This is a genomic window from Streptomyces scopuliridis (assembly GCF_042790125.1).
In the GTDB taxonomy this organism is placed as follows: Bacteria; Actinomycetota; Actinomycetes; order Streptomycetales; family Streptomycetaceae; genus Streptomyces; species Streptomyces scopuliridis_A.
Map to the genome: position 1 here is coordinate 148,256 of NZ_JBHTZS010000005.1, position 25,972 is coordinate 174,227.

16 protein-coding genes and 1 pseudogene are annotated in these 25,972 nt (G+C 68.6%); 9 read left to right on the forward strand and 8 right to left on the reverse strand.

Annotated elements, in window-relative coordinates; all coding sequences use genetic code 11:
* Positions 1-12 precede the first annotated feature (12 nt).
* Complete coding sequence (dctA, locus tag ACFRKB_RS09790) at positions 13-1,377, forward strand: C4-dicarboxylate transporter DctA (RefSeq protein WP_383104753.1); 1,365 nt, start codon at positions 13-15, stop codon at positions 1,375-1,377.
* A gap of 121 nt (positions 1,378-1,498) precedes the next feature.
* Here dctA and ACFRKB_RS09795 read toward each other — a convergent pair whose 3' ends face one another.
* Positions 1,499-3,310, reverse strand: coding sequence for a LamG domain-containing protein (locus tag ACFRKB_RS09795; RefSeq protein WP_383104755.1), 1,812 nt, complete (start codon positions 3,308-3,310; stop codon positions 1,499-1,501).
* A gap of 1,037 nt (positions 3,311-4,347) precedes the next feature.
* On the opposite strand from ACFRKB_RS09795, the gene ACFRKB_RS09800 reads away from it, so the two are divergent.
* Positions 4,348-5,178 (forward strand): hypothetical protein, encoded by an 831-nt coding sequence (locus ACFRKB_RS09800; RefSeq protein WP_383104756.1) that lies wholly within the window; start codon positions 4,348-4,350, stop codon positions 5,176-5,178.
* Positions 5,179-5,421: 243 nt separating this feature from the next.
* Here ACFRKB_RS09800 and ACFRKB_RS09805 read toward each other — a convergent pair whose 3' ends face one another.
* On the reverse strand, positions 5,422-6,879 hold the full coding sequence (locus ACFRKB_RS09805; RefSeq protein ID WP_383104758.1) for a cellulose binding domain-containing protein: 1,458 nt from the start codon (positions 6,877-6,879) through the stop codon (positions 5,422-5,424).
* Positions 6,880-7,613: 734 nt separating this feature from the next.
* Here ACFRKB_RS09805 and ACFRKB_RS09810 point away from each other — a divergent pair.
* The gene (locus ACFRKB_RS09810; RefSeq protein ID WP_383105116.1) at positions 7,614-10,160 is read left to right on the forward strand and encodes a hypothetical protein; all 2,547 of its coding nucleotides are present in this window, start codon (positions 7,614-7,616) and stop codon (positions 10,158-10,160) included.
* A gap of 501 nt (positions 10,161-10,661) precedes the next feature.
* Positions 10,662-11,474, forward strand: a complete 813-nt coding sequence (locus tag ACFRKB_RS09815; RefSeq protein WP_383104759.1) for a DeoR/GlpR family DNA-binding transcription regulator — start codon at positions 10,662-10,664, stop codon at positions 11,472-11,474.
* A 238-nt stretch (positions 11,475-11,712) separates the two neighbouring features.
* Here the strand turns inward: ACFRKB_RS09815 and ACFRKB_RS09820 are convergent, their stop codons facing one another.
* The 3 genes from ACFRKB_RS09820 to ACFRKB_RS09830 are packed head-to-tail and all read right to left on the reverse strand — an operon-like array spanning position 11,713 to position 15,283.
* On the reverse strand, positions 11,713-14,010 hold the full coding sequence (locus ACFRKB_RS09820; RefSeq protein WP_383104760.1) for an ABC transporter permease: 2,298 nt from the start codon (positions 14,008-14,010) through the stop codon (positions 11,713-11,715).
* A gap of 2 nt (positions 14,011-14,012) precedes the next feature.
* Positions 14,013-14,771, reverse strand: a complete 759-nt coding sequence (locus tag ACFRKB_RS09825) for an ABC transporter ATP-binding protein (protein ID WP_383104762.1) — start codon at positions 14,769-14,771, stop codon at positions 14,013-14,015.
* Positions 14,768-15,283, reverse strand: a complete 516-nt coding sequence (locus tag ACFRKB_RS09830) for a PadR family transcriptional regulator (RefSeq protein WP_383104763.1) — start codon at positions 15,281-15,283, stop codon at positions 14,768-14,770. The genes ACFRKB_RS09825 and ACFRKB_RS09830 overlap by 4 nt, the downstream gene beginning before the upstream one ends.
* 124 nt (positions 15,284-15,407) lie before the next feature.
* Here ACFRKB_RS09830 and ACFRKB_RS09835 point away from each other — a divergent pair, with 124 nt between their 5' ends.
* The 5 genes from ACFRKB_RS09835 (at position 15,408) to ACFRKB_RS09855 (ending at position 22,266) form a co-directional block, all read left to right on the forward strand.
* The gene (locus ACFRKB_RS09835; protein WP_383104765.1) at positions 15,408-16,691 is read left to right on the forward strand and encodes an ABC transporter substrate-binding protein; all 1,284 of its coding nucleotides are present in this window, start codon (positions 15,408-15,410) and stop codon (positions 16,689-16,691) included.
* A gap of 175 nt (positions 16,692-16,866) precedes the next feature.
* Positions 16,867-18,567, forward strand: a complete 1,701-nt coding sequence (locus ACFRKB_RS09840; RefSeq protein WP_383104767.1) for a glycoside hydrolase family 13 protein — start codon at positions 16,867-16,869, stop codon at positions 18,565-18,567.
* Positions 18,568-18,642: 75 nt separating this feature from the next.
* Positions 18,643-19,968 carry an ABC transporter substrate-binding protein gene (locus ACFRKB_RS09845; protein ID WP_383104769.1) on the forward strand — a complete coding sequence of 442 codons (1,326 nt, stop codon included), beginning with the start codon at positions 18,643-18,645 and terminating at the stop codon, positions 19,966-19,968.
* A gap of 10 nt (positions 19,969-19,978) precedes the next feature.
* The gene (locus ACFRKB_RS09850) at positions 19,979-21,346 is read left to right on the forward strand and encodes an ABC transporter permease subunit (RefSeq protein ID WP_383104771.1); all 1,368 of its coding nucleotides are present in this window, start codon (positions 19,979-19,981) and stop codon (positions 21,344-21,346) included.
* Positions 21,343-22,266 (forward strand): carbohydrate ABC transporter permease, encoded by a 924-nt coding sequence (locus ACFRKB_RS09855; RefSeq protein WP_383104772.1) that lies wholly within the window; start codon positions 21,343-21,345, stop codon positions 22,264-22,266. Before ACFRKB_RS09850 ends, ACFRKB_RS09855 begins: the two co-directional genes overlap by 4 nt.
* 72 nt (positions 22,267-22,338) lie before the next feature.
* Here the strand turns inward: ACFRKB_RS09855 and ACFRKB_RS09860 are convergent.
* The 3 genes and pseudogenes from ACFRKB_RS09860 to ACFRKB_RS09870 form a co-directional block, all read right to left on the reverse strand.
* Positions 22,339-23,097 (reverse strand): annotated as a pseudogene (locus tag ACFRKB_RS09860) (GH12 family glycosyl hydrolase domain-containing protein); the annotation flags it as partial.
* 139 nt (positions 23,098-23,236) lie between these two features.
* The gene (locus ACFRKB_RS09865; protein WP_383104775.1) at positions 23,237-24,124 is read right to left on the reverse strand and encodes a spherulation-specific family 4 protein; all 888 of its coding nucleotides are present in this window, start codon (positions 24,122-24,124) and stop codon (positions 23,237-23,239) included.
* Positions 24,125-24,788: 664 nt separating this feature from the next.
* A complete protein-coding gene (locus tag ACFRKB_RS09870; protein WP_383104777.1) occupies positions 24,789-25,601 on the reverse strand; it encodes a DeoR/GlpR family DNA-binding transcription regulator in 813 nt (270 codons plus the stop codon).
* Between the last annotated feature and the right edge of the window lie 371 nt (positions 25,602-25,972).

The window sequence follows — 25,972 nt, forward strand, 5'->3', positions numbered from 1 at the left end:
AGGAGAAACGTCATGGCAGCACCCGCAACGCCCACCTCACCCGAGGCCGAAGCAACGAAGAAGCCCTGGTACCGGCAGCTGTATTTCTGGGTACTCACCGCCATCGTCACCGGCATCCTCACCGGCTGGCTGTGGCCCTCTGCCGGTACCGCCCTGGAACCGGTCGGCACCACCTTCGTGGCCGCCATCAAGATGTTGATCACCCCGATCGTCTTCCTGACCATCGTGGCCGGCATCGGCAGCGTCGACAGTCTCGGCCGTGTCGGCCGCGTCGGCCTGAAATCCCTGCTCTACTTCCAGGCAGGCACCCTGGTCGCCCTGACCATCGGCCTTGTCGCCGTCAACGTCTTCCAGCCCGGCGCGGGCGTTCACGCCGACCCCGGCGCCCTCCGTCTGGAAGGAGACGCCGGCCAGTACGTCAAAGACGGCCAAGGGCAGGACTGGTGGCACTTCCTGACAGACCTCGTACCCAGCAGCGCTGTCGGCGCCTTCGCCGAAGGCAACATCCTTCAGGTCATCTTCTTCTCGGTGCTCTTCGGTATCGCCCTCAAAGCCGTCGGCCCCATCGGCGAACCCCTCGTCGAGGGTATCCACCGCCTCAGCGCCGTAGTCTTCAAGATCCTGCACTACATCATGCTGGCCGCTCCCGCGGGGGCCTTCGGTGCCATGGCCTACACCATCGGCACATACGGAGTCTCCACCCTCACCAGCCTCGGCGAGCTCATCGGGCTCTTCTACGGCACGTCCGCGTTCTTCGTGATCGTCGTCCTCGGCACGGTCACCGCCGCGCTCAGGATCAACATCTTCAGCCTGCTCGGCTACCTGCGCGAGGAGTTTCTCCTCGTTCTGGGCACTTCATCCTCAGAGAGCGCCCTACCCCGGCTGATGGCCAAACTCGAAGGACTCGGCATCCGCCGCGACATCGTCGGCCTCACTGTCCCCACCGGCTACTCCTTCAACCTCGACGGAAGCTCCATCTACCTCTCCCTCGCCGCCGTATACATCGCCCAGGCCACCGACACCCCCTTGAGCCTCGGACAGCAACTCGGCCTGCTTGCCGTCATGATTCTCACTTCGAAGGGATCGGGTGGTATCACCGGAGCCGGTTTCATCGCACTCGCCGCGACCCTTTCCACTGTCGGGACCGTCCCCGCCGCCGGGATCATGCTCATCTTCGGCATCGACAAGTTCATGTCCGAATGCCGTGCTCTGACCAACCTCGCCGGAAATGGCGTCGCCACCCTCGTGGTTGCCCGCTGGGAGAAAGCCCTCGACACCGCACACGTCAACAGAGTCCTGCGCAGCCGAACCCCACAACCTCACGACGGGCAAGAACAGCAGACCGCTCGCCCGGCACGGCTGCCGACAAAGGCCTGATTGCCCACCTCAACGTCCCGGGCCTTTCTGTCGCGCCAGGCCCGGGCAACGCGTACGCCGGATGCGTACGCCAGCTCGGTGCCCGGCCGCCCACGGCCGGGCACCGAGTCCTGGAACCGGGTCAGGCTGTGCCAGCGGGGCCGGCGGAGGCCAGGGCCGCGATCTCCGACGCGCTCATGGCCCGCTGGTAGGCGCGGACATCGTCCACGTATCCCTCGTACAGGTCGGACTTGTCCCCTTCCCACAGGCCGCGTCCGACGGTGAAGGACCCGTTGGCGCTCCAGGTGGAACGGTGCGCGGCGGTGCTCTGGAGCCGGCCGTCGACGTACAGCCGGATCTGCCGCTTCTCCGCGTCGAACACCCCCGTGAGGTGCTGCCAGGTGTTCATCGCCGGTGGGCCGGCCGACTCGGCCTCGTCCTCCCCCGCCTCCGCGGAGTCGGACCGTCCCATGGCGAGCCGCCAGCGGTTGTCGTCCTGGGCGTACTGGAGGAAGAACCCGCTGATGGCGCCGCCGTCCTGTGCGGCGACGGTGTAGAACTCACCGCTGGACGTCAGCCGCGCCCATGCCGAGACGGTGAAACTGCGGGTGGTGTCGACCACGGCACGCGAGGTCTCGACATAGCTTTCGCCGTTGAACCAGACCGAGCCGTTCCTGTCGTCACTCCACTCCACCCGCCCGTGGTAGCTGCCCTGGCGTCCGGCCGCCGAGGTGTCCACGGGACGTTCACCGGCGTTCTGGAAGTCCCAGCGCAGCCGGGCGCCCGCGCGCTTCCCGGGCCCGGGCGCCGGAGGGTTCTTCGAGAAGGAGGGCGAGCCGGCCGGTGACGTCGACGACGACGGTTCCGACGACGCCGACGCGGAAGGTGACACCGAGGGGGACGGCCCTTTCTCCTTCGGGGAGTTGGTACTTCCGCTCCACTGGTGGACGCTGTCATGGGAGTCCTTCAGTGTGGCCGCGGGATCCCTGGGCGCCTGGCCGGAGTCTCCGGGGAGAAGGAACAACACACCGACCACGACCCCGACGACGGCGGCCGAGAGGAGGGCCCGGCCGGACCGGGTCCGAAGCGCCCACGGCCGGAGGGGCGACGTCAGGGCGGCGCCCACGGCCCTCGCTCCGGCGGGCGGCTCCCCCGCACGGGCCGCCGCCCGGCCCGCGCAGTAGTCGCCCCCGCCCCAGATCAGCAGGCTCTCCGCCAGCAGCGGCCCCCACTCGTGCCCGTGCAGCCACGACAGATTACGGAACACCAGGCGGCAGTTCCCGCACATGGCCAAGTGCCCTTTGAGTCCGCCCGCGCCGCCGTTGCCGAGCGTCCGGGGGAAACCGATCCGGGCCGTCGTGAGCACCAGACGGCTGAAAGGACGACACTGCGCCGCCGCGGTCTCCTCGTACAACCGGCCGTACAGCGTGAGGAACTTGTCCTCCACTGTGTCCGCCCACGTACGGACCGAGTCCTGGCTGGTGCCGATACACCGTGTGACCCGCTCGATGTCCTCCTGGTCCACGAGCCTGTGCCAGAGAACGACTTGGAGGCGTTCCGGTAGCTGCTGGAACGCCTGGACGAGCAGGACGGAGCCGGTGGTGTCGTCCCGGCGGACCGGAGCCGCGGCCGCGCCGTCGGACTCGGCCAGCCAGGAGGACAGACCGGGGGCGAGATGGTGCCGCTTGTCCCCCGTGGCCCACTCGGCGGCGGTGCGCACGAGTGTGTTGAGCAGATAGGGCCGCCAGGCGGTGGAACCACCGTCGACGAGGTAGGTCCGCGCCGCCGTCAACTCCGCGGTGGTGAGCAGCAGAGCCGCGCCGGTCGCGGTGGTGGTGCACCGTTCCGCGTAGGCCGACGCCGCGGCACGGTGACGGTCGGACAGCTCCCGGGCGGCGGCTTCCGCCCCGGCGGACGCGCGGAGGGTTACCCGTATCAACTCGCGGTCGCTCAACCCCACCGCGCTCCGACGGGAGGGGCCTGCTGAAGCCGATGACGGGTCGGGAGAGAGGGGCAGATGGCGCCCGGGGTGCGGCACGTCGAGTCTCCTGGGAGTGTCGGCGTTCGTCGAGGGCCCCGCCACTTTCCGCGCGTCAGGGCACCCGGCCGGAACTGGTGAGGTCCGGGCCGCCCGGATCGCCCGGGGCGAGCGCGGTCCGTGTGCGGAGTGGGCACGGGACAGCGCGTTGCCGCTCCTCCACAGCACATCGTCCTGTGCCGGGTATGCCAGGGAGCGCGCTCGGACCGTCACGTCTGCTGTGGGGGGAGGCTTGGACCGCCACGGGGGGAAGCGGTCCAAGCACCTCAACGGTGCCACACCTGCGGGTCGCTCCACCACCGTCCGCGCGGGGCAACGCCCGTTGCTCCCGGCGGCATTGCTCTCCCAGGTCACCTGGGGTACAGCACACGGACCGGCGCCGTCGTACCGCGTGGTGACTGTCCGGTGGGATCGCACCGGGCCATCTGCCAGGGCACTTCGGGGGCCGCGTTCTCTCCGGCAACGCACCGAAGGCTGTGCACAACGCGCAGGCAGGCTGAGCAGTGTGCGTCGAGCGGATCACGGAGCCGGTCGCGCCCGGGCACCACGGCCCGGCACCCGTCCGAGGCCGCTGCCCCGGGGCCGATCCCCCATGTCCGGCGGCCGGAAGGGGTCTCGATTCCGGCGGCTCCGGTGGCCGTCTCCACGCCGGTCGGCCGCAGACGGAGGTGCGGGGTACCACGACGGAGGCCCGGGGTTGTCAGACGTGTGTGGTGTGATGTGGAACAGCACAGACGTTCGATCTTGTGAGCGAACGCCCGTGTTCCAGTGCGCTCTTCGCGGGACCGTCAACCCGGCCCGGTACGTGCCGTACCGGGCTTGTGGTCAACGGCCCCGGACACCTCGCGCACAGACCTTGGGGCGGCGCGGACCGCCGCCAAGGCGCACGCGGAGGCCGGTCGCTGTCGGCCTCCGCTCTCGAAGAACCTCACATCCATGAAGGAGTCAGAGTGATGACAAGGAAACACCGCGTACTGACCGCCGCGATAGCCGCCGTCGCCGTACTGGGCGTCACCGGGTGCGGCGAGGGCGACGACGGCGGGAAGTCCGGCGGCAAGAGCGGGAGCGGGAGCGCCGCGAAGGAGAAGAACGGTCAGGGTTCGGGCCAGGGGGACACAGGATCCTCCTCCGCCGACCGCAGAACTCCCTCGGGAGTGGAAAAGCTCGCTCCCGGGGACATCCTGGCGAAGAGCGCGAAGGCGAACACGTCGGCCAGAACGGTGCGCGTCTCGGTACCGGGTTCCGTCGACCTGACGGTGGACAAGGCGGGCAACTGCGCCGGTACGTTCACCAATGAGGGCTTCACCAACCACCTCATCCGGAAGGGCGACAAGGTCTGGCTCAAGCCGGAGGACGCGTACTGGAACGACCCTGCCACCAAGGCCATCCTCGCCAAGTTCCCCGATGCCAAGGGGAAGTACATGCACGGCACCACGGACAAGTCCATCGCGCTGATGATCGCTTCCGGGTACTGCGAGGTCGGGGGGCCGAAGAGCTCCGCGATGTTCTCCGGAGAGGGAGCGGTGCTCACCAAGGGGGCCGTGACCACTGTTGAGGGCACGAAGGTGGTGCCCGTGCACATGGATTCGAAGAAGGACGGTAAGTCAACCGTGTACGTCGCCACCGAGGGCCCGCCCTATGCGGTGAAGGCGGAGTCGGGGAAGCCGAAGATGACGCTGTTCCTGTCCGACTTCGGGAAGCCGTTCACGGTGCCTCCGTCCCCGCCGGCGAGCGACACCATCGACGCGGTCAAGATCGAGGAGCTCTCGATGAACACCGGCTGAGACATCGGCCCCTGCGCAGAGGGCCCCTCGCCCGGTCCGGAGCCGAGACGCGACGTTCTCGGCTCCGGACCGGGAGCCCGCGGAGCCCGCGGAGCCCGCGGAGCCCGTGAAACCCACCGAACCCACCGAACCCACCGAATCCGCTGAACCCACCAAGTCCGGCACCCACTGAGTCCGCGGCACCCGCAAGCAAGGACCCACAACCGGGAAGGAGGCTGCGGACGGACCGCCGTCACGGTGTTGTCATGCCGACGGCCGGCACGTCTGTCCGTTCACCCGGACGTCCGAGATCCACGCGCCCTTCGGGTAACCGCTCAGCACCATGCCGACGGTCACGGTCGCGCCTTCGGAGAACGTCCGGTTGTAGTCGACCGCCTTCACCGACACCCGACGGCCCTCGGTGGTGTAACTGCCGTGCCACAGCCGGTCGACGCGTGCGCCGGGTGCGAGGTCGAAGCTCGCCTCCCAGCCCTCGGGCACGGCCCGGCCCGGCTGGAACAGCAGATCCGCCTGCACTCCGTCCGGCCAGCTGTTCCGCGCCGCGAAGCGCATGGTGCAGCCGGATCCGCCGTCCGACGCACGGGACTTGCTGACCGGTGGCTTCTTCTGCTCGTGTCCGGCGGACGACGGCGAGCCGCTGCTGCCCGGGGACCCGGACGGCCGCTGCGACGCGCTCGCCGAGGGGGAGGTGCTGTGCTTGTCCTCCGGTAGCCCGGCGGTCGGCAGCGGGGCCGGCCCCTCCTGCCGGGGCGGGGCCGCACTGGACGGCGGCCCGACCTCGGCCGTCGGATCGTCGCGCAGCGCGTAGGCCGCCACCAGTATCAGCACGACGCCGCTGAGAATTCCCACCGGGCCGGACCGCCTGTGCCTGGTGCGTATCCTGCGACCACGGCCCCCGGAAGAGTGCGGCGGGCGGGCCCTGTCCGCGACTGCGGCCTCGGCGGCCGGAGCCACGGTCAGATGCTTCCGTCTCCGTGCGACATAGGCCGGGCCACGCCACCGCAGGGCGGCCTCGGCCAGCGCCATGGGAAGGGACGCGTTCTTCACACTCAGACACATGAGGGCTTCGGCGCACCTCGCGCAGGAGCCGAGGTGCTCCGGCAGGTCCGAGGGGGGCGAAGGGGCGCTCTCCCGGGCCATGGCGTCCAGCATGCCGGCGTACGAGCGGCAGGTCGGGTCCGCGAGTTCGAGCCGGTGCGTGCTCCAGCACCGCTCCCGGAACTCCGCCACCACACGGTCGGCCTCCGCCGACATGTCCTGCGGCGAACGTCCGAGCCGCCGCGCCAGTTCCGGCACGGGCACGGCCTCCACCCGGCTCCACCAGAACAACTCCCCGTCGGCGGGAGCGAGTCCTCTCAGAGCGCGCAGAGCGAGGGAATTCTCGTCGAAAGCGAGCCGCTGCCGCCCCTCTTGGGCACCGCTGTCCTCCAGCCACCGCAGCAGCGCGGGCGCGAGGTGCCCGCGCCGCGCCTCCGTTGTGCTCCACACGATCGCGGTGTCGAGAACCCACCGCAGGGCACGGGGAACGCTGGGCAGTTCGTCGGCCCATGAGACGGACTGCGGCAGTGTTGTCGCGCGACCGCATTCGACGGCCTGGGCGGCGAGTTCGGCCGCGGCGGCACGGCCGCGCGTACACATCCGCGCGTAGGCCATGACGGGACCGAGTTCGTCTTCCCAGAGTCTGAGGCCGAGGTCGGACACCGGATTCCCGCCATCGACGACCGACCGGCGCCTTGGCATCCTGGAAGCGAGCCACTGAGACAAGGGTCCCTCTTTCGTGGGCGGCGGTGTGGAGCGAGGTACCGCCCGACGCAGACGGCCCCGGCCACGGCACTTCGCGTCACGGAAAGCCGTATCGCCCTGTGCGTCGCGTGCCGCTCGAAGCGTGGCATGAGGGCATCTCCGAAACAACATCCACCAGGTGCCTCACAGGTGGTCCGCCATGGTCCCGGAGCCGGGATTCCCGCGCGCCCGGCCGGCCGGAACAGGGGCGGAGCACGCGCCGGACCGGAAATACCACGGAAGTGGCGCGGCCACGCGTTCAGATCGTTCACAGGGAACCGGGAACTCCGGGACAGAGTAAGCGCTCATGCGTGGTGAGCGTTTCCGTGCCGCATCCCCTCGGCGGCGAGAAGCATATGCCAATTGACCGGCCACCGGCGGAACTCGGCCTGTCCTGATCACCACTCATCACCGCAAAAGGAAGGTTCCGGCGGAGCCCCACTGTCATGGACAGATCCAAAGCACCGAGGGCATTGTCAGTGGCGTGTGTTTGAGTGGTGCGCATGAGTGTTTTCGATGTAGTCAAAGTGATGCCGGATGTTCCCGCTCTTCTTGACCGCTGTCGTGTTCTGGCGGTGGTCGACGAGATCCACGGGCGTCCCTTGGAAGAGGGATACTTCTTCGGATTGACGGAGGATCACGCCTGCCGCGTGATGACGTTGTATACGCGGGAGCGGCAGTTCGATGTGCATTTCTCCGACGCGGGCGTTCTCATCTACGGGAACGATACGGACGCGAGTTACTTCACCGGTAACGACTGGAACGAGGAGTGGCCGGGGATCCTGGCGCGGATCCCGGATGTCCTGAAGCCGTGTATGGGCAGGAGTCACGTGTGTGACTGGACGGATGGCGACATGGAGTTGCCGCTGCTGTCGGTCGTGATGTGGCGGCTCGCCGGGGAGGATTCCTGGCAGGCCCCCCGATTCAAGGACCCCACGCTTGTCGAGGATGACACGGGCGACTGCGCCGATGAGCTGTTCGCGGATCTGACGGACCCTTCCCCCGAAGTGCTCCTGCGAGCCGATGAGCCGGCCGCGCGGGGCAAGGCGGGTGCGGAGCCGTCGGGGACCGGGCGGAAGGCGGAGGCGGAGCCTCTCCAGGACGCCGCGGAGCCCGCTTGCGACGGAGAGACCCGTGCCGCGCTGGAACGGATACGGGACGAGGTGGAGTTCCTGCTCGACCCGGCGGGACGGGAGTATCCGGACGGGCGCGGTTCGGGAACGGGGAGGGCCATGACGGAGGAGCTGTTCCGCCGCACGGATTCGTCAGGGGCGATCACCACCGCCGTGTTCCGGTACCGGGCCGAGCATGACCAGGCACACTTCACGGACCTTCGGATCGAGGTCGACCCCGACATGGTGGTGATCGGCGGCGGGGCGACCGCGGTGGACACTCCTTACGGTGCGCTGCTGACGGCGTCGTATCCCAGCGCGGACGGTACGGCGTGGCTGGTGTCGTCCAAGGACCACGGCATGCCGCAGCCGCATCGCCTGACGGGGTTCGCGATCGGCATGAAGATCGCCGGGGTGAGCCGGGAACGGCTGGCGCGGGAGCTGCTCTTCATCGGCCGTGCGCGCGGCGACCGGGAGCCGCATCCGCATGCGTCCGCATCCGCTCCCGAGGGGTACACGCTGATCGGCGGGGGCTTCCGGGTGAACTGGAACGACGGCACGGACGAGCCGGGTCCCGGCAATCTGGCGACCGCCTCGTTCCCGCGAAGCGGTGATACCTGGACGGCGCGGTCCAAGGACCATCTGGAGAGTCACGCCTGCACCATCGACGCGTTCGCCGTCTGTCTGCGGTCCTCCTTCGTGGTGGACGATCTGCTCCGTACGGTCGACCGGCTGACGGACCGTGTCGAGTACAGGCGTGGCCCGATGCCCAATCCGGATGTCGCGTCCGTGTTCCCCGGGCAGGGACACGTCCTGACGGGGATCGGCGCCGAAGTCGTACAGGTCGAGCCGGGCTCGCTGCTGTGGCGTCTGGAGCCGGCCGTGGACGGGAGGACGCCGGGGGTGCACGCGGCCGGCAAGGAGCACGGGAGCTGGGGGCCGACCACGATGCGCGCCTGGACCCTCGGGATCCGGTTGATGCCGACGGAGCCGGCGCCCGTGCCGGAGGCGTCGGCGCTCGCGATGTCACCATCACGGCGGTCGGGGGAGAAACAGCCTGGAGCGCCCATGCGGCCCACCTTCGCGGACTTCGGCGACGGCCCGGTCCGGACGGGCAATGCGGAGGTGTCCCAGCAGGGCTGCCGCGACGCCCGCTCGCATCTGGCGATCGGGGCCGGAGGGTCCGTCGAGATGCGCTTCGTCGTGGAGCGGCCGGAGCACATCCAGCAGGCCACCCTCACCGTGACCGCTCTGGTGTCCAAGGCAGGACGCTCGGTCGGGTACGCGCCGATGGATGTACTGCTCGGTGGCGTCCCCCTGGCGGAGGCCCTTACCGTTCCCGGCGGTGGCGCCCTGCCGACCCCCGTTTCGTTCGCGGTACCGGGCCATCTGCTGCGCCCCGGCGGCAACACGCTGGTCCTGCGCGCCTCCGAGCGTTCACGGACGATGCTCTGGCTCTACGGAATCACCCTGGACCCTGTCCAGTCGCGGGGCCAGTCGGAGAGGGCCTTGGCCGCACTGACGGGACGTGAGTCCGTCGTCGCCTTCGACACGAGGCGGCGCGTGCTCGATCAGGAGGACTGGAAGCCGGGGAACCGCCTGCTCGTCCATATCGACCGCGGTGAGAACTCCTCCCTGGAACATCTCAGTTGGCGTGGAGCGGACGGTTCGGAGGGAGGGATCTGCTTCCGGGCGGACCTCTCCGCATTCACCGGATGGCATCGGGACGTCTCCGGAACGCTCTCCGAGCTGCGTGGGCACCGGCACGACCGGTGGATCTACCCCGGCGGTACGGAAGGGGCGCGCGTGCTGAGTTTCAGCACGGAGGAGGAGTGGGGCGGCGATTGGCACGGCTCACCCGACGTGCTGCGCCTGCTGCTCGACGACGGCGGTACGCCGGCCGAGCGCCTGACATGGCGTGACCAGCGGGGCAACTCCGGCTCGGTGGCCCTGCGCGAGCGGGAAGGCGATTTCATCGGCTACTACCAGCGCCGAGGTGAAGGCCCCATCGGCTACCGGGGCACCGCTCTGCCGGACGACGGCGCACTCACCGAGGTCACGGAGCCGGACGACGGCCCGACCGGCTGACGGAGCCGGCGCCCTCCGGGCTCCCGTCGCTGCCCGGTTCGCGTTTCCGGGCCACAGCCGACGCACAGTTGGTTCACAGCAGAAGTGCGCGTCTCTCCATTGCGGTGTCATTTGCGGAGCCGAAGGTTCCGAAACGCTCACCCCAAATGATCACTTCACCCGGGACGGCAGGAATTGCAGTGAGTGAGCATTACAGTTGCAATGAGAGCTAGCGCCTCCGGCGCTTCTTTCCGGGCGATGCGAGAGGGAATCCTGTCGGCGTACGACGAAGTGGCCGGCCCAGTCGGACGAACTGCCGATCGGTGAGTGCAGACGGCCGGACTACATCTATCGCTTCATCACGGAACACCCACCGGAACAGCCTCACGGAAAATCCATGAAATCGGATAACGAATATTCGCGCCCGATGCGTTCGGACATGTTCCCCGGCATCAGGGCTTCTGCGGGAGAATCTTCAGGAGTTCGTCCACATTTCTGTGCCTGGATTCGGAAGGGCCGCCGGTGAACGACAGGACGCGAGACGAACGCATTTCCAGGATCTTGACGCTTCTCGCTCAACGCGGAGAATTGCAGGTCCGTACTCTCCAGGACATCCTCGGCACGTCGGGGGCCACGGTGCGGCGGGATCTGGCCGGGATGGAGGGACAGGGGCTCATCCGTCGCTCCTACGGAAAGATCATGGCCGCACGGCCGGGGGCGGAACTGCCGGTGAGCCTGCGGAACTCCCAGAACACCGAGGCCAAGCGCCGTATCGGCGCCCTGGTCTCCTCGCTGATTCCGCACCGTCCGCTCACCATGGCACTGAGCGGCGGCAGCACCGCGGGTTTCGTCGCGCGGAGTCTCGTCGGCCGAGCGGATCTGAAGGTGGTGACGAACGGACTCGATACAGCGGCACATCTGATGACCCGACAGATAGTCCAGGTCGTCGTCACCGGGGGAACCGCCCGGCCGCTGTCGAACGATCTCGTGGGCAGGGAGGCGGAGAAGTCACTCCGCTCCTACCGCTTCGACTTCGCCGTCGTCGGCGTGGACGGCATCAACCCCAAGGCCGGGCTCACCGGGCACAGTTCCCGGGGCGCGGAGGTCGACCGGATCATGCTGGAGCAGGCAGACCACGCGATCGTCGTCGCCGACAGTTCGAAACTGGGCAGGGTTCATCGTGCGAAGATCGCCGACCTCGGCTCCGTCCACACCATCGTCACCGACTCGCATGCCAACGCCGCCATCGTCGCGGCGCTCCGGCAGACCGGTGTGACGACGACTCTGGTCGGGGTTCCTCCCGCTCGCACGGGCACCAGGACCCGGTTCACCTGAGTCCCGTGTATCGCGCCCGCGAGGTCTCTCCTCCGTCCCTCTAGGTCCTGTCCGGTCGATCTTCGCGGGCCCACGACGCCTGGCACCGCGCCTCGCCGCGTTGTCGGAGTCGCCCGAGTACGTCCAGTACACGGGCGATCCTCCGCCTTGCGATGCTCCCCCGTGGCCTGAACGGCACGGGGGTACCCCCTGCACCAGACTGCCGCGGTCTGATCCGCGAAGATCGACCGGACAGGACCTAGCCGACAGCACCGACCGTGTCCGCCGGTCGACGGCGGGCCGTCCGGGCGGCGGGAAGGAGGGCGAGAGAGACGGCGCCCAGTACCGCGGCGGTGGCGAGCAGTACGAGATGGAGCAGCGGGGGCGTCTGGGCGACTCCGGCGCCCATCCCGCTGGAGCGTGCCTCGGCGTCGATCAGCCAGTGGGCGAGAGGCACGCCGAGCGCCGTACCGGTCACCGCCGCGAGGAGGGCCGTGGAGCCGATGGCCGTCACGGTGACGGCCGTGATCTGCCCCGGGGAGAAGCCGATCGCCTTGAGGGCGAGCAGATCACGCTCCCCCGCCCGTACGCTGCCGCCGATCGCCGTCGACAGCTCGATGAGACCGATGAGTGCGAGCACGGCGATGACGCCCACGACGACGCCCAGCATCGGGGAGAGCCTGTCGCCCGGACTCGTCACCTCGCTGATGTCGAGGCGTCCTCGAGAGGCATCCGTCAGAGCCGTGCGGACCTCGTCGGGGTCGGCTCCGGCTCGCAGCCGGAGCTGGTAGAGCGTCGGGCTGAGACCGGGATCGTTCTGCCGGAGGGTGTCGAGCGAGGTGGAGATCACCCGGCCGCTGTTCTCGGGCTCGATGCTGCGGCCGACGATGTGCAGGATCTGCGGTCGCTCACCGACGGTCATCCTGACCCAGTCACCGATCCTCACGTCGAGAAGGTCGAGCAGCCCCTGGCCGGCGACGGCTTCGTCCGGCCCTTCGGCGGCTCTGCCCTCGGCGACCGTGAAGGGGTAGGGCTCGCTCCGCGTGCCGAGGCCACGCAGTGCGATGGTCCCGGTCTGCCCGGGTACGAGCGCCGCCACCTCGACGCCCGGGTGCGCCGCCACCACCTGGTCGCTCGCTTCGAGTATCGAGCGTGCCTCGCGGTCGCTCAGTCCCTGTTCCGCGCGAGCGGTGAGAGCGGCCGCCATGCCCATCTGCGCGGGCCTGCTCTCGAAGCGGCCGATGGTGGTCCAGGCGCTGAGAGCAACGGTGATCAGCAGGAGTGGCAGCGCCAGCCGGACGATCGTCGCCGGGGTGCGGTGACCGCGCACGAGGGCTCGGTGCCAGCCGAGCACCAGGGCCGCCGGCACACCAAGTGCCATTCCTCTTCCCGCTGTTCGGGAGAGCCGGCTGGAGGGTGCCGCGGCCGGTGGAAGCGCGGGTACGGACGGCACCCGTCCGGCCCGCCAGGCGGCGAGGCAGGTGGCCGCTCCGATGAAGAGGACGGCGCCGATCGGCACTGCGAGCAGCGCTGTGGAGTGGCCGGGCAACCGCTGCCAGACGTCGACCGCCTCGCCGAGCCTGCCGGGAATCCGGCCGCCGAGCGTTTCGGTCAGCACCGTCGCGATGAGCGCGCCCAGCAGGGCGAGGGCGAGGTGCTGCGCCAGGAAGACCCGGGTGACCTGGCCGGGGGTGAATCCGATCGCCTTCAGTACGGAGATGTCCCTCAGGTGTCCGCGTACCCGTGTGCTGATGGCCCCGAACACCGCCAGTGCGGCGGCGATCAGTGCCCCGAGCCCGAACAGCGCGAGCACTTGGCCGAGCAGCTGGGTGTCGTCCTGCGCCTCGGCGCGCGCCTGTTGCCAACTGGACACGTCCGTAACGGTTCCGGCGCCGAGTTCGGTGACGGCGCGCTGGATCGCGTAGTCGGTGTCGTCGGGCTCTGTCAGCAGCAGTCCGGTGATCTGCCCCGACCAGGTGGCGCCCGCGCTCCGCACGGCGGAGGGCAACGCCCATACGGTGCCCGTTCGCTCGCCGGGCCGGTAGCGGGGCTCAGGACTGTCGGCGACGCCGCGCACGGTCAGGGTCCGGCTGCTGCCGGGGACGGTGAGGGTGTCACCCGGTTCGGCCCACAGGGCGCGGGCCAGACTGCTCTCCAGGACCACACCGTCCGGGCTGTCGGCAGCGAGCCACTGGCCCGAGGTGAGGAGCGGCCGGCCGATGCCGGGTGGGTTCTCGTCGGCGCCGCGCATCTCCACGTCGGCTCGGGTGCCATGGGATTCGACGGTGGCGGAAGCGGTGCGGTAGGGGCCGGACAGGGCCCCGACACCGTCCAGGGAGGCGAGCCGGCCGGGGTCGGCGGCGGGGCCGGTGTGGATCCAGACATGAGCGCCCTGGGACTGGGTGAAGATCCGCTGCCAGGGGTTGGTGGCGTAACCGAACAGCGCCGCGGCGAGCAGCAGGGCGGTGACGATTCCGATGGTGGCGAAGACGATGAACAGCGCTTCGCCGCGGTGGGTGCGCAGATCGGTGTGCGCCCAGCGAAGGGTTGCCCGCACGTTCAGTCCTTCAGTTCGAGGACGCCGGACAGGCCGGCGCCCCGTGCGCGTGTGCCGCCCAGTTCGGCGTCGTCGGATATCCGGCCGTCGAAGAAGCTGATGACGCGGTCCGCGGTGCTGGCGAGCCGGGCGTCATGGGTGACCAGGAGGATCGTCTGACCGCGCTGGTGGAAGCGGGTGAGCAGCCGCATCACTTCCCGGGTCCCTTTGCTGTCCAGACTGCCGGTGGGCTCATCGGCGAGCAGGAGCCGCGGGTGGTTCACGAGGGCGCGGGCCAGGGCCACCCGCTGCTGCTCGCCGCCGGACAACTCGCCCGGCATACTGCGCGCTTTGCCTTCCAGGCCCAGTTCCGACAGCAGTTCCTCGCGCTTCGCGCGGGCCTTCTTCCAGGGGGTACCGGTCAGCAGTGCGGGCAGCTCGATGTTGTCCGCGACGGTCAGGTTGGAGACGAGGTTGAAGAACTGGAAGACGATGCCGATGCTGCGGCGGCGTTCGACGGCCCAGCGCCCTTCGCTGTAGGAGTCGGCGCACTCGCCGTCCAGCCAGATGCTGCCGCTGTCGGGGCGCTGCAGGCCGCCCAGCAGGTGGAGCAGGGTGGACTTGCCGGCGCCCGACGGTCCGCTGATGGCGACGAACTCTCCGCGCCTCACGGTCAGATCCACGCCGCGGACGGCATGGGCGGGGGCGCCTTCTCCCTGGTGGGTCTTGACCAGGGCTTCGGCGCGCAGCGCGACAGGGGCAGGGTCGGCCGGCCGGCTCATCGCGGCCCCTCCAGCTCTTCCTGGCAGCGCTCCAGCCAGTCGAGATCGGCCTGGAGATGCAGCATGGCTCCCTCGATGAGCAGTTGGGCGATGCGGTTGTCACTGTTCTCGCTGATCGACAGCTTCGACAGACCACGCATGATGGTGAGGTATTCGCGTCGCTGATTGTTGATCAGGCCGATCTGGTCGGCCAGGCCGGTGTGCGAAGCGAGGGCGAGTTTCATGAAGAAGTCGTCCCGGAGCCGGGGCTCCTCCGCCGTCTCCTCGAACCAGGCGCTCAGTGCTTCGGTTCCGGCGTCCGTCAGTCGGTAGATCTTCTTGTTGGGCCGGCTCGACTGGGCGATCTCCTCGCCCACGATCAGCCCCGACTTCTCCAGCCGGCTCAGAGTGACGTAGATCTGGCCGACGTTCAGCTGAGGGTACGCTGCGCCCAGCAGTTGCTCAAGGTCCTGCTTGAGTTCGTACCCATGGGCCGGGCCTCGGGACAACAGCGCCAGGAGAGGCATGCGCATGCGCGCTCCCTCCTCCCCGGATCGCCCTCGTCGTCTGACCGGGCCTAGTATCGCCCATGCCTAACGGGTATATATGCAGGAACCCGGAGGACGATGCCTGGAGGCCCTGCACAGGGAGGAACCTATGCGGTGGACGCGTGCCGCCGGCAGGGCGCTCTTGATCGCTGCCATGGTTCTGACCGGTCATGTGAGTGCCGGGGCCCGTGGCGGTGAAGCGGACGGCGTGGCGCGGGACGGCGCACGCGGGCCGATGACGCTGGCCACGGCCGGGGACCTCACCAATTATCTGGGGCCGCTGCTCGACGACTGGAACCGCGATCGTCCGCGGGAGAAGGTCACGCTTGTCGAACTGCCCGACTCCGCCGACGAGGCGCGGGCACAGATGATCACGGAACTGCGTTCCGGCGCCGGGCGCTACGACATCCTCAACATCGATGTCGCCTGGACCTCGGAGTTCGCCGAGGCCGGCTGGATAGCGCCGCTGGAACCCGACAGGTTTCCGCTGGAGTCCTTCCTTCCGCCGGTGGTCGAGACCGCGACCTACGCGGGGAAGCTGTATGCCGTCCCGTATGTGACCAACGCCGGGATGCTCTACTACCGCAAGGACCTCCTGGACCGGGAGGGCGAGCGGCCCCCGCGCACCTGGTCCGAACTGGAGCGTCAGGCGAGGACGATCGCCCCGAAGTACGGTCTCGGTGGCTACGCGGGGCAGTTCCTGCCGTACGAGGGCCTGACCGTCAACGCGGCCGAGATGGTCTATTCGGCGGGCGGCTCGATTCTCGGCGACGAGGGCGAGCGGGTGACGGTGGATTCGCCCGCTGCCCGTACCGGTATCGGTCTGCTGTCCCGCGGAGTGCGTGACGGCTGGATCCCCAAGGCCGCGCTGGCGTACAAGGAGGAAGAGTCCCGCCGGGCCTTCCAGCAGGGCAAGCTGCTCTTTCTGCGCAACTGGCCGTATGCCTTCGCCGGTGCGTCCGGCAAGGACTCGAAGGTCGCCGGGAAGTTCGGTGCCGTACCGCTGCCGGGCAGCGACGGCCCGGGGACGAGCGTGCTCGGCGGGTCGAATCTCGCGATCGGTACACAGGCGCGGCATCCCGCGTCCGCCAGGGATCTGATCGCCTATCTCACCAGCGACGGGACGCAGCGCAGGGTGCTCACCGAGGGCTCGCTGCCACCGGTCAGGGCGTCGGTCTATCAGGACCCCGAACTGATACGGCGGTTCCCGTACCTTCCGGCGCTGCGCGCGAGCGTGCTGGCCGCCGCTCCCCGGCCCAAGAGCCCGCGGTACGAGCAGGTGAGCCTTGCCGTGCAGGCCGTGGTGAACGACGCGATGGCGCAGCATCAGACGCCCGAGGCCGCCGTGCGCCGGCTGGCCGTCGAGCTGGCGGCCATAGCGCGCCGGGGCTGACTCTCTCCAGCTCCCTAGTTACCTGTTAGGCATCGATGATGCGCATTGTCGCGCGTCCGGGCTTACTAAATGGTGACATGGCGCCCAACTTGCTCCGTGTTGCACCACTCACCGTTGACACCGTCTGGAAATGCCTACTTAACATGTATGTATAGCCGCAGGGTTTCAGCTGCGGATGCCCTTCACGCAGAAACAAGGTCAACGGGTGAAGCTTCCAGCTCCGGTCGGCGACGGCCGCACACTCCCCGCAGCGCGTCCCTGGTGGCGCGACGCCGTGATCTATCAGGTCTATGTACGCAGCTTCCTGGACAGCACCGGAGACGGAATCGGCGATCTGGCCGGCGTCCGCGCCGGGTTGCCCTACCTCAAGAAGCTCGGCGTCGACGGCATCTGGCTGAGTCCCTTCTATCCCTCGCCCCAGCACGACCACGGCTATGACGTGGCCGACTACCGCGATGTCGACCCCGTCTTCGGCGACCTCGCCGAGTTCGGTCTGCTGGTCGGCGACGCACACCGGCTCGGTGTGAAGGTGCTGCTCGACATCGTCCCCAACCACTGCTCCCACGAGCACCCTTGGTTCACCGAAGCGCTCGCGTCCGCGCCCGGCAGTCCGGCACGCGCCCGGTTCCATTTCGCCGAGGGCAGGGGCCGTGACGGCGAGGAGCCGCCCAACAACTGGCACGCGATGTTCGGTGGCCCCGCGTGGACCCGGGTCACCGAGCCGGACGGCACCCCGGGCCAGTGGTACCTGCACATGTTCACGCCCGAGCAGCCCGATCTGAACTGGCGCAACGCCGAGGTCGGCGCCTACTTCGACGAAGTCCTGCGCTTCTGGCTCGACCGCGGTGTCGACGGTTTCCGTATCGACGTGGCGGCCGGCCTCTTCAAACACCCGGACCTGCCCGACTCCCCCGACCCCGAGGCCGACGCCCGCACCCGTGACTCGGTGAACCCGCTGGCGTGGAACCAGCCCGAGGTGCACGACGTATGGCGGCACTGGCGGTCCGTCTGCGAGGAGTTCACCGCCCGAGACGGCCATGAACGGCTGCTGGTCGGCGAGGTCTCCGTACCGACCGCGCGCGAGCACGCCCGGTACGTACGCCCCGACGAACTGCACCAGGCCTTCTTCTTCGACCTGCTCAGCGCGCCATGGGACGCCGACGCCTTCCGCAAGGTCATCTCGGAGGCCATGCAGGACATCGCGGGCACCGGCTCCACCGTCACCTGGGTCCTCAACAACCACGACCAGGTCCGGACGGTCACCCGTTACGGGGAGTGCGGCACCGAGAAGAGCGGGCTGGGCGCGGCACGCGCACGGGCCGCCGCCCTGCTGATGCTGGCCCTGCCCGGTGGGGCCTACATCTACCAGGGCGAGGAGCTGGGGCTGCCGGAGGTCGTCGACCTTCCCGACGACGTGCTCACCGACCCCATCTTCCGGCGCACCGGCAGCCGGGCCCGGATACGCGACGGCTGCCGGGTCCCGCTGCCGTGGTCGGGGCACGCGTCCCCGTTCGGTTTCACATCGGGCGCCGAGGGGGCCAAGCCCTGGCTGCCCCAGCCGGGCTGGTTCGCCGACCACGCCACCGACCGCGCGCTCGCCGACACCCGCTCCTTCTGGCACCTCTACCGCGACAGCCTGCAACTGCGCGCCGGACTGCCCCAGTTGGGCGAGGGCACACTGCGCTGGCTGGAGACCCAGCCCGGCGTGCTGGCCTTCGTCCGAGGCGACGGGCTCGTCTGCGCCGTCAATTTCGGCACCGCCCCCGTACCGGCCCCCGTCTCCGGTTCCCCGCTGCTCTCCAGCGGGCCCTGCCCCATCGGTGTGCTTCCAGGATCCACCGCTGCCTGGTGGATCAGCGACCACACCGCACTCTGAGAGCGCCGACACCCCTCAGCGCTGTCCCTTCCCGATTCTCCGTCCCAACCCCCTCCCCCCCCAAGGAAGCAGACCATGACGCGACGAAGCGCAATGCTCCTGAGCTGTACCGCACTGACCCTGGCACTCGGCGCCACCGCCTGCGGCGGTGGTCCCGTCACCACGGCGGGCGGCGGTGACAAGTCCCTCGGGGGGCAGACGATATCCGTCGCCGGGGTCTGGTCAGGGGCCGAGCAGAAGAACTTCCAGAAGGTGCTCGACGCCTTCTCCGAGAAGACCGGCGCCAAGACCGAGTACATCTCCACCGGTGACAACGTCTCGACCGTCGTCGGAAGCAAGATCGAGGGCGGCAACGCCCCCGACGTCGTGATGGTGCCTCAGGTGGGTGTGCTCCAGCAGTTCGCGAAGCAGGGCTGGCTCAAGCCCCTTTCCGCGACCGCACAACAGTCCGTGGACGCCAACTACGCGGCCGTGTGGAAGAAGTACGGCAGTGTCGACGGCTCGCTGTACGGTCTGTACTTCAAGGCGTCCCACAAGTCGACGGTCTGGTACAGCCCCGACGCCCTCGACCAGGCGGGAGTCGAGCCGCCGAAGACCTACGCGGAGATGCTCACCTCGGCACAGGCGGTCTCCGACTCCGGACTCTCCGCCTTCGCCGTCGCGGGCGAGGACGGCTGGACCCTCACCGACTGGTTCGAGAACATCTACCTCTCACAGGCCGGGCCCGAGAAGTACGACCAGCTCGCCGAGCACACCATCAAGTGGACCGACCCCACCGTGGTCAGGGCACTCACCACGCTCGGCGCCCTCTTCGCCGACAAGGAACTGATCGCGGGCGGTCAGAAGGGCGCCCTCGCCACCGACTTCCCCGGTTCGGTCGAGAAGGTCTTCGGCCCCGAACCGGAAGCGGGCATGGTCTACGAGGGCGACTTCGTGTCCGGGGTCGCCAAGGACCAGTTCGGCAAGAAGATCGGCGAGGACGCCACGTTCTTCCCCTTCCCCGCCGTCGACGGCGGACAGGCCCCCGTGGTCAGCGGCGGCGACGCCGCCGTGGTGCTGAAGGACGGCAAGAACCAGAAGGCGGCCATGGCCTTCATGGAGTACCTGGCGGGTCCCGAGGCGGCAGAGCTCTGGGCGGAGACCGGCGGCTTCATCTCCCCGAACAAGAAGGTCGACCTCGCGAAGTACGCCGACGACACCACGCGGCGGACCGCCGAATCGCTGGTCCAGGCAGGGGATTCGGTCCGCTTCGACATGTCCGACCAGGCGCCCGCCGCGTTCGGCGGGACCAAGGGCATGGGCGAGTGGAAGCTTCTCCAGGACTTCCTGCGCGACCCCTCCGACCCCAAGGCCACGGCGGGCCGCCTCGAAGCCGCCGCCGCCAAGGCGTACCAGGGCTGAGGTGGACACCATGACCACCACCGCCCCCAGCCCGGCCACACGTCCGGCAGGCTCCGCTCCCCCGGGGTCGAACGCCCAACAGCGCGCCAGGCGGCGCCGGCGAGTCATCGCCGTGGCCTTCGTCCTGCCGGCTCTGCTCCTTCTCGGCGCGCTCGTGGTCTACCCGGTGCTGTTCTCGGTCGGCCGGAGCCTCTTCGACGCGAGCGGCAACCGGTTCGTCGGCGGCGGGAACTACTCCGAGGTGTTCCGCGATCCGGCGACGCTGAAGGCCATTCGCAACAGCACCATCTGGATCGTCGTCGCCCCGACCGTGCTCACCGGGCTCGGGCTGATCCTCGCCGTCCTGGTGGAGAAGGTCCGTTGGGCCACCGCGTTCAAACTGCTGCTGTTCCTGCCGATGGCCGTGTCGTTCCTCGCCGCCGGAATCATCTTCCGCCTCGCCTACGAGGAGAACCCCGACAAGGGCGTGCTCAACGCCGCCGCCGTCGGAGTGCACGACACCTTCAAGGACTCCTCCTCCTATCCTTCCGCACGAGCCCGTGACGGCCAGGGCCTGACCAAGGCGTCCGACGGGTCGTACGCGACGTCCGGCACGGTGTCGCCCGGCGGGACAGCGGTCCTGGGGCTCGTCGGTGTGGCACCCAAGGACGTCCCGCCCCAGGCCGAACCCGCCTTCCCGGCGTCAGCCCGGCAGGCGGCCGGGACGGAGCTGCGCGGCGTGGTCTACCTGGACTTCGCTCCAGGCGGTGGCGGTGAGCGGGGCAAGGTCGACAAGACCGAGAGCGGGCTGCCGGACGTGGCCGTCGAGGCGGCACGGGACGGGAAGACCGTCGCCCGGTCCACCACAGCGGCCGACGGCTCCTTCAGCTTCCGGGATCTCGACCCCGGGGCGTACACACTGCGGCTTCCTGCGAAGAACTTCGCCCCGCCCTACGAAGGTGTCTCCTGGCTCGGACCCGCACTGGTCACCCCGGCCATCATCGGCGCGTACCTGTGGATCTGGACCGGTTTCGCCATGGTGCTGATCGGCGCGGGGCTGGCCTCGCTGCCACGTGACACGCTCGAAGCGGCCCGCATGGACGGCGCCACCGAGTGGCAGGTGTTCCGCAAGATCACCGTGCCACTGCTGGCTCCCATCCTGACCGTGGTCTTCGTCACGCTGGTGATCAATGTGATGAAGGTCTTCGACCTCGTCTACATCATCGCGCCCGGCCCGGTGCAGGAGGACGCCACCGTGCTGGCCACCCAGATGTGGCTGGTCTCGTTCGGCGGAGGCAACAATCAGGGGCTGGGCAGCGCGCTCGGCGTCCTGCTCCTGCTGCTGGTCATCCCCGCCATGGTCTTCAACGTCCGCCGCTTCCGCAGGAGTCAGTCATGAGCGCCACCGCACCCGCCCGGCCGGAGGCGGCGGTGAAGCAGCCGGCCGCCGTCCGGCCCGCGCGCCCCCGACGCACCGCGGGCAGCCGGCTCAGCCGCTGGCTGGGCAACAGCCTCGTCCAGGCGTTCCTCGTCGTGGTCAGTCTCATCTGGATCACCCCGCTCGCCGGCCTGCTCCTGTCCTCCCTCCGCACGGCACAGGACAACGCGGCGAGCGGCTGGTGGACCACCCTGACCAGTCCGGGCCAACTGTCCTTCGACAACTACTCCGCACTGCTCGGCAACACGGGGATCACCCGGGCCTTCTGGAACACCGTGTTCATCTCGGTGCCCGCCACCGCGCTGGTCGTCGTGATCGCGGCGCTGGCCGGATATGCCTTCGCCTGGCTGGAGTTCCCCGGCCGGGACTGGATCTTTCTGCTGGTCGTGGCCCTGCTCGTGGTCCCGGTCCAGATCGGCCTGCTGCCGGTGGCCAAGCTCTTCGGGCAGCTGGGCCTGTTCGGCACCATCCCGGGTGTGGTGCTCTTCCACGTCGCCTACGGGCTACCGTTCGCGATCTTCCTGCTGCGCAACTACTTCGCCGACATCCCGCGCGAGATGCTGGAAGCCGCTCGGATGGACGGCGGCAGCGAGTGGCGGATCTTCACCCGGCTGGTCATCCCGGTGGGACGTCCGGCCATCGCCAGCCTGGCGATCTTCCAGTTTCTGTGGGTGTGGAACGACATGCTGGTGGCACTGCTCTTCGCGGACACGTCATCGCAGCCGCTCACCGTCGAACTACAGTCCCAGGTACGGCAGTTCGGCAGCAACATCGACGTCCTGGCACCCGGGGCCTTCCTCTCGCTGATCGTCCCCGTGGTGGTCTTCTTCGCCTTCCAGCGGCACTTCGTGCAGGGGGTGATGGCCGGGTCCGTCAAGTGACGGGTGGCGATGCCCGGCCGCGGTCGTTTCGACAGCGGCCGGGCATCGCCGGTGGCACCGCCGGACGGGTCAGCCCGTGTTCACTTCGGAAGAGAAGGAGTTCACCTTGAGGCCGGCTCCGCCCTTCCATGGTTCGAAGCCCGCCTGGACGCTCGTGAGATACCACGAGGAGTCACCGAAGCCGCGGCTGTTGGCGTGGGCGACGAACTCCTTGACGTCGAAGCCGAGGTCCGCGACGGCGGACGGGGCCACATAGGAGATGACCCTGTTCTGGCCGTTACCGCCCTCCCACACCTGCCACGTCGTGCCCGCTATCGTCACGGTGGCGCCGGTATCGGAGCCGATGGGCTGGATGGAACCGACCTTGTTGGCCCAGATCATGATCTCGACCTGGGATACACCGTCCTTCTTGGGCTCCGGGTCGAGCCAGATGTCGTAGGTCGCGTTGTAGATCCCGTCAGCGGTGTAACCGTAGGACACGCTGGTCGGGGCGCTGGTGATGGAATTGATCCGCGCGGGCAGCTTGGTGCCGGGCGAGCACGCCGTGTAGTGGCAGCCGTTGAAGATGGACGGATAGGACTTGGGGGCACCGTTGGTGGGGACCTCGCCCTCGGCCTTCGTCACCTCAAGGCCCGAACCGGTGGGGCTGACGCACTGCTCGCCTCGCTGGTTCCAGGCGTTGTTCTGCACCGTGTAGGCGCCGACCGTGGCCCTGTCGTACTGACCGCACATCTCGCCGGCTTGCGCGGGGGCGCCCACGGTCATCAGCGCTGCCGATGCGGCGAGGGCGGGCAACAGGGTGTAGACGGCGGTTCGTGTGGAGAGTTTCATGCATTCTTCCGATCATGTGGGGATGACAAGGAATAGCGCGTGATCTGATAGGGGATGAGGTGCCTTCACAACAGACGTTGACCCACCAGGCCGTGGCGCGACAGGTCATGGCGATCCATGAGGGTGGGCGGAGTGTGAATCAGCGCCCGGCGGCACCGCCACCGGCGGCGCCGAGCTCGGAGTTCCAGTACGCGTCGGGGGGCAGAGTGTCCCAGGGGTTGTTGTCCACCATGGTGTCCGGGGTGACGTAGACATGCCCGGCATTGCGCTGGCGTGAGAGGTCCATGACCTCACGCATCGCGCTCTCGTCCTGGACGCCATAGACGAGGTGCCAGACCTTGTCCGGGGAAGCGCCGGCCTCCCATGCCTGCGGCTGGTGACCACGGTAGGAGTTCTCGTCTCCCTCGAAGGTGACCAGGGTGTCGGCGGCCTTGGTGTAACACTCCTCGACACCGGTCCCCGGGTTGTCGACGATGACCGCGTCGTCGCCATAACGGCCCTCGACATAGTCCTTCAGCTCGATGTACCGGTTGACGTCGGTGTTTCCGGAACCGCACCGCGCCAGGCCCTCGTCGAAGAAGATGCCGCCGAGTCCCGCGGCACCGTAGAGCTGATACCAGGCGTCGACATCCGCCTTGATCTGCCGCATCCACTCGTCGGGGTCCGAGGATCCGGACCGCGTGGTCATGCCGGTGGTGCCCAGGTAGCCGGTCGGCACATAGCCGATGACGGAGATCCCGGCGGCGTCGGCCTTCTTGATGGCGGCGGTGTACTGGTCGTCACCGTCACCGGGGCCGTTGGACGGGTTGGCGATGGCCAGCCCCACCCCTGTGCCGGCCTGGGTGAGCCGGTCCCACAGAGGGCCGGGATAGAAGTAGGCGGGTACGGAGACCTTCTGGGAGCCGGCCCGAGTGGCACTGGCCGCGGGCGCCTCCGGCGTGGCGATGGCCGGAACCGTGCTCAGGGCAAGGGCTCCCGCGGCGACGAACACCGCGCACATCAGGGAACGCGTCGAACGTGACGACATGGTGAACCTCTTTCGTGGGGGGATGCCGAATCGTCGAGTGTGCGTGTGTCGCGGGCACGATCGACGGCCGGCCGGTCTGTGGGGCTATGAGGCGCCGCCCGGTGAGACCCGTGGGGGGGGCGACGTCACGCGGGTAATAACCGGGGTGTGCACTGGATCCGCACGTCTGACAACCTCCTTCGGCAGAGCATGACTTCGGAAGGTCCACGAGCACGCGAGCTCTTGCGCCGCCCAACGACAGTGCGATCGGGAGCTCTTGCGCACACTGTAGGAGTCGCCTTTCGGACTCACAAGGTTCGTCTGTGACGCGCCGTCATAACCCGTGCCGGTATTGCTCACTGAGCGCGACACGAGGCTGAGCCGGGTGCCGGACGAACGGTGGTTCCCACTGCCGATCGAGCGCTCCAACACCGCGCGATCGCGCCGGACACACCACCTCGTCCGTACCGGAAACACCTCCCGCAGCAGCCTTTGACCTGCGATGACCCGGTACTCAGCAACACCGGACCGCCGCCTCGGGACTCGGCGGATACGCCGGTTCCCGACGGGGCGGCGCGCTGCACAACGAAGAATCGAGCAGCGTTCGACAATGCGCACTCCCAACGATCGTTGGCGTGTCGGCCGGGAAGGAGCAACTGTCCAGTAACGTAAGGAGACCAGGGGATCAGGTGAACCGAACGCGACCGTTGTGCACAGTGGGAGGAACGACCACCATGGTGGTCGTCACGCCGGTCTTCCGCAGCGCGGCGATGATGGCGGGATTCGCCTGCGAGTCGGTCACGATGGTGTGGACGGCACCGACGTCGACGACTTTCGCCTGATGCGTCTTACCCAGTTTGGAACTGTCGGCGACGATTATCTTGTGCTCCGCCTGCTCCAGCATGATGCGGTCGATCTCCGCTCCACGGGAGCTGTGGCGTGTGATCCCGGATTCCGGACTGATGCCGTCGGCGCCGACGATCGCGAAGTCGAAGTGGTACGAACGCAGCGATTCCTCGGCCTCCTTTCCGACGAGGTCATTGGAGAGCGACCTGGCGGTTCCCCCGGTGACAACGACGTGGACCAGCTGACGCGCCGTAAGTGACGTCGCCGTGTCCAGGCCGTTCGTCACGACCGTCAGATCCGACCGGCCGGCCAGGTTCTTGGCGACGAAGTCCATCGTGGTGCCGCCGCTCAGTACCAGGGTGAGCGGGCGATTAGGGATCAAGGACGAGGTCAGGGCCCCGATGCGGCGTTTCGCCTCGGTGTTCTGGGAGAGCCGCACACTCGCCGGCAACTCGGCGCCACGCCGGGCCGCGGTGACCTTGCCGTACGAGCGGCGGATGAGGCCCGTCTCCTCCATCATCGCCAGATCCCGCCGGACCGTGGCCCCGGAAACTCCGAGAACTTTGGGGAGAAAACGGACCTGCAGCTCTCCGCGCTGTGAGAGAAGCATGAGAACGATCGAGATGCGCTCGTCACGTTTCCTGTCGGTCATCGGCCGCTCCGCCGGATCCGCGAGCAGGAAATCCGGCCGGTTCCGCCAGAAATCCCGGTGGCGTGCTCGCCACCGTTTGAATCACCCGAACCGTCAAGGCTCGAATCCTGGTTACCAGATTTCATGGAATTTTCCGTGTGGCTGTACCGGCGACGGTGTCCCGCCGAGGAGCGACAGGCGTGAGCGACGGGCGTGATCGCACGCGCGCGCGGCGGTCTGACGGCAGCGAGCGGTGTGACTGCAACTCTCTCCTGCGCACTTCCTGAACGGACCAGGGAAAATCCCTAGTGCGCCACGCCGGAAACGCGGCATCGGCCCGAGTGCGGCGGCCCTGCTGACCGTCCCCAGCGCACGGGGCGTGCCGCATCGTC

Bases quoted from the DNA above. Each gene is read 5' to 3' on its own strand.
- dctA (WP_383104753.1), top strand. From the start codon at position 13: ATGGCAGCACCCGCAACGCCCACCTCACCCGAGGCCGAAGCAACGAAG.
- ACFRKB_RS09800 (WP_383104756.1), top strand. From the start codon at position 4,348: ATGACAAGGAAACACCGCGTACTGACCGCCGCGATAGCCGCCGTCGCC.
- ACFRKB_RS09810 (WP_383105116.1), top strand. From the start codon at position 7,614: ATGACGTTGTATACGCGGGAGCGGCAGTTCGATGTGCATTTCTCCGAC.
- ACFRKB_RS09825 (WP_383104762.1), bottom strand. From the start codon at position 14,771: ATGAGCCGGCCGGCCGACCCTGCCCCTGTCGCGCTGCGCGCCGAAGCC.
- ACFRKB_RS09830 (WP_383104763.1), bottom strand. From the start codon at position 15,283: ATGCGCATGCCTCTCCTGGCGCTGTTGTCCCGAGGCCCGGCCCATGGG.
- ACFRKB_RS09835 (WP_383104765.1), top strand. From the start codon at position 15,408: ATGCGGTGGACGCGTGCCGCCGGCAGGGCGCTCTTGATCGCTGCCATG.
- ACFRKB_RS09840 (WP_383104767.1), top strand. From the start codon at position 16,867: ATGCCCTTCACGCAGAAACAAGGTCAACGGGTGAAGCTTCCAGCTCCG.
- ACFRKB_RS09845 (WP_383104769.1), top strand. From the start codon at position 18,643: ATGACGCGACGAAGCGCAATGCTCCTGAGCTGTACCGCACTGACCCTG.
- ACFRKB_RS09850 (WP_383104771.1), top strand. From the start codon at position 19,979: ATGACCACCACCGCCCCCAGCCCGGCCACACGTCCGGCAGGCTCCGCT.
- ACFRKB_RS09855 (WP_383104772.1), top strand. From the start codon at position 21,343: ATGAGCGCCACCGCACCCGCCCGGCCGGAGGCGGCGGTGAAGCAGCCG.
- ACFRKB_RS09865 (WP_383104775.1), bottom strand. From the start codon at position 24,124: ATGTCGTCACGTTCGACGCGTTCCCTGATGTGCGCGGTGTTCGTCGCC.
- ACFRKB_RS09870 (WP_383104777.1), bottom strand. From the start codon at position 25,601: ATGACCGACAGGAAACGTGACGAGCGCATCTCGATCGTTCTCATGCTT.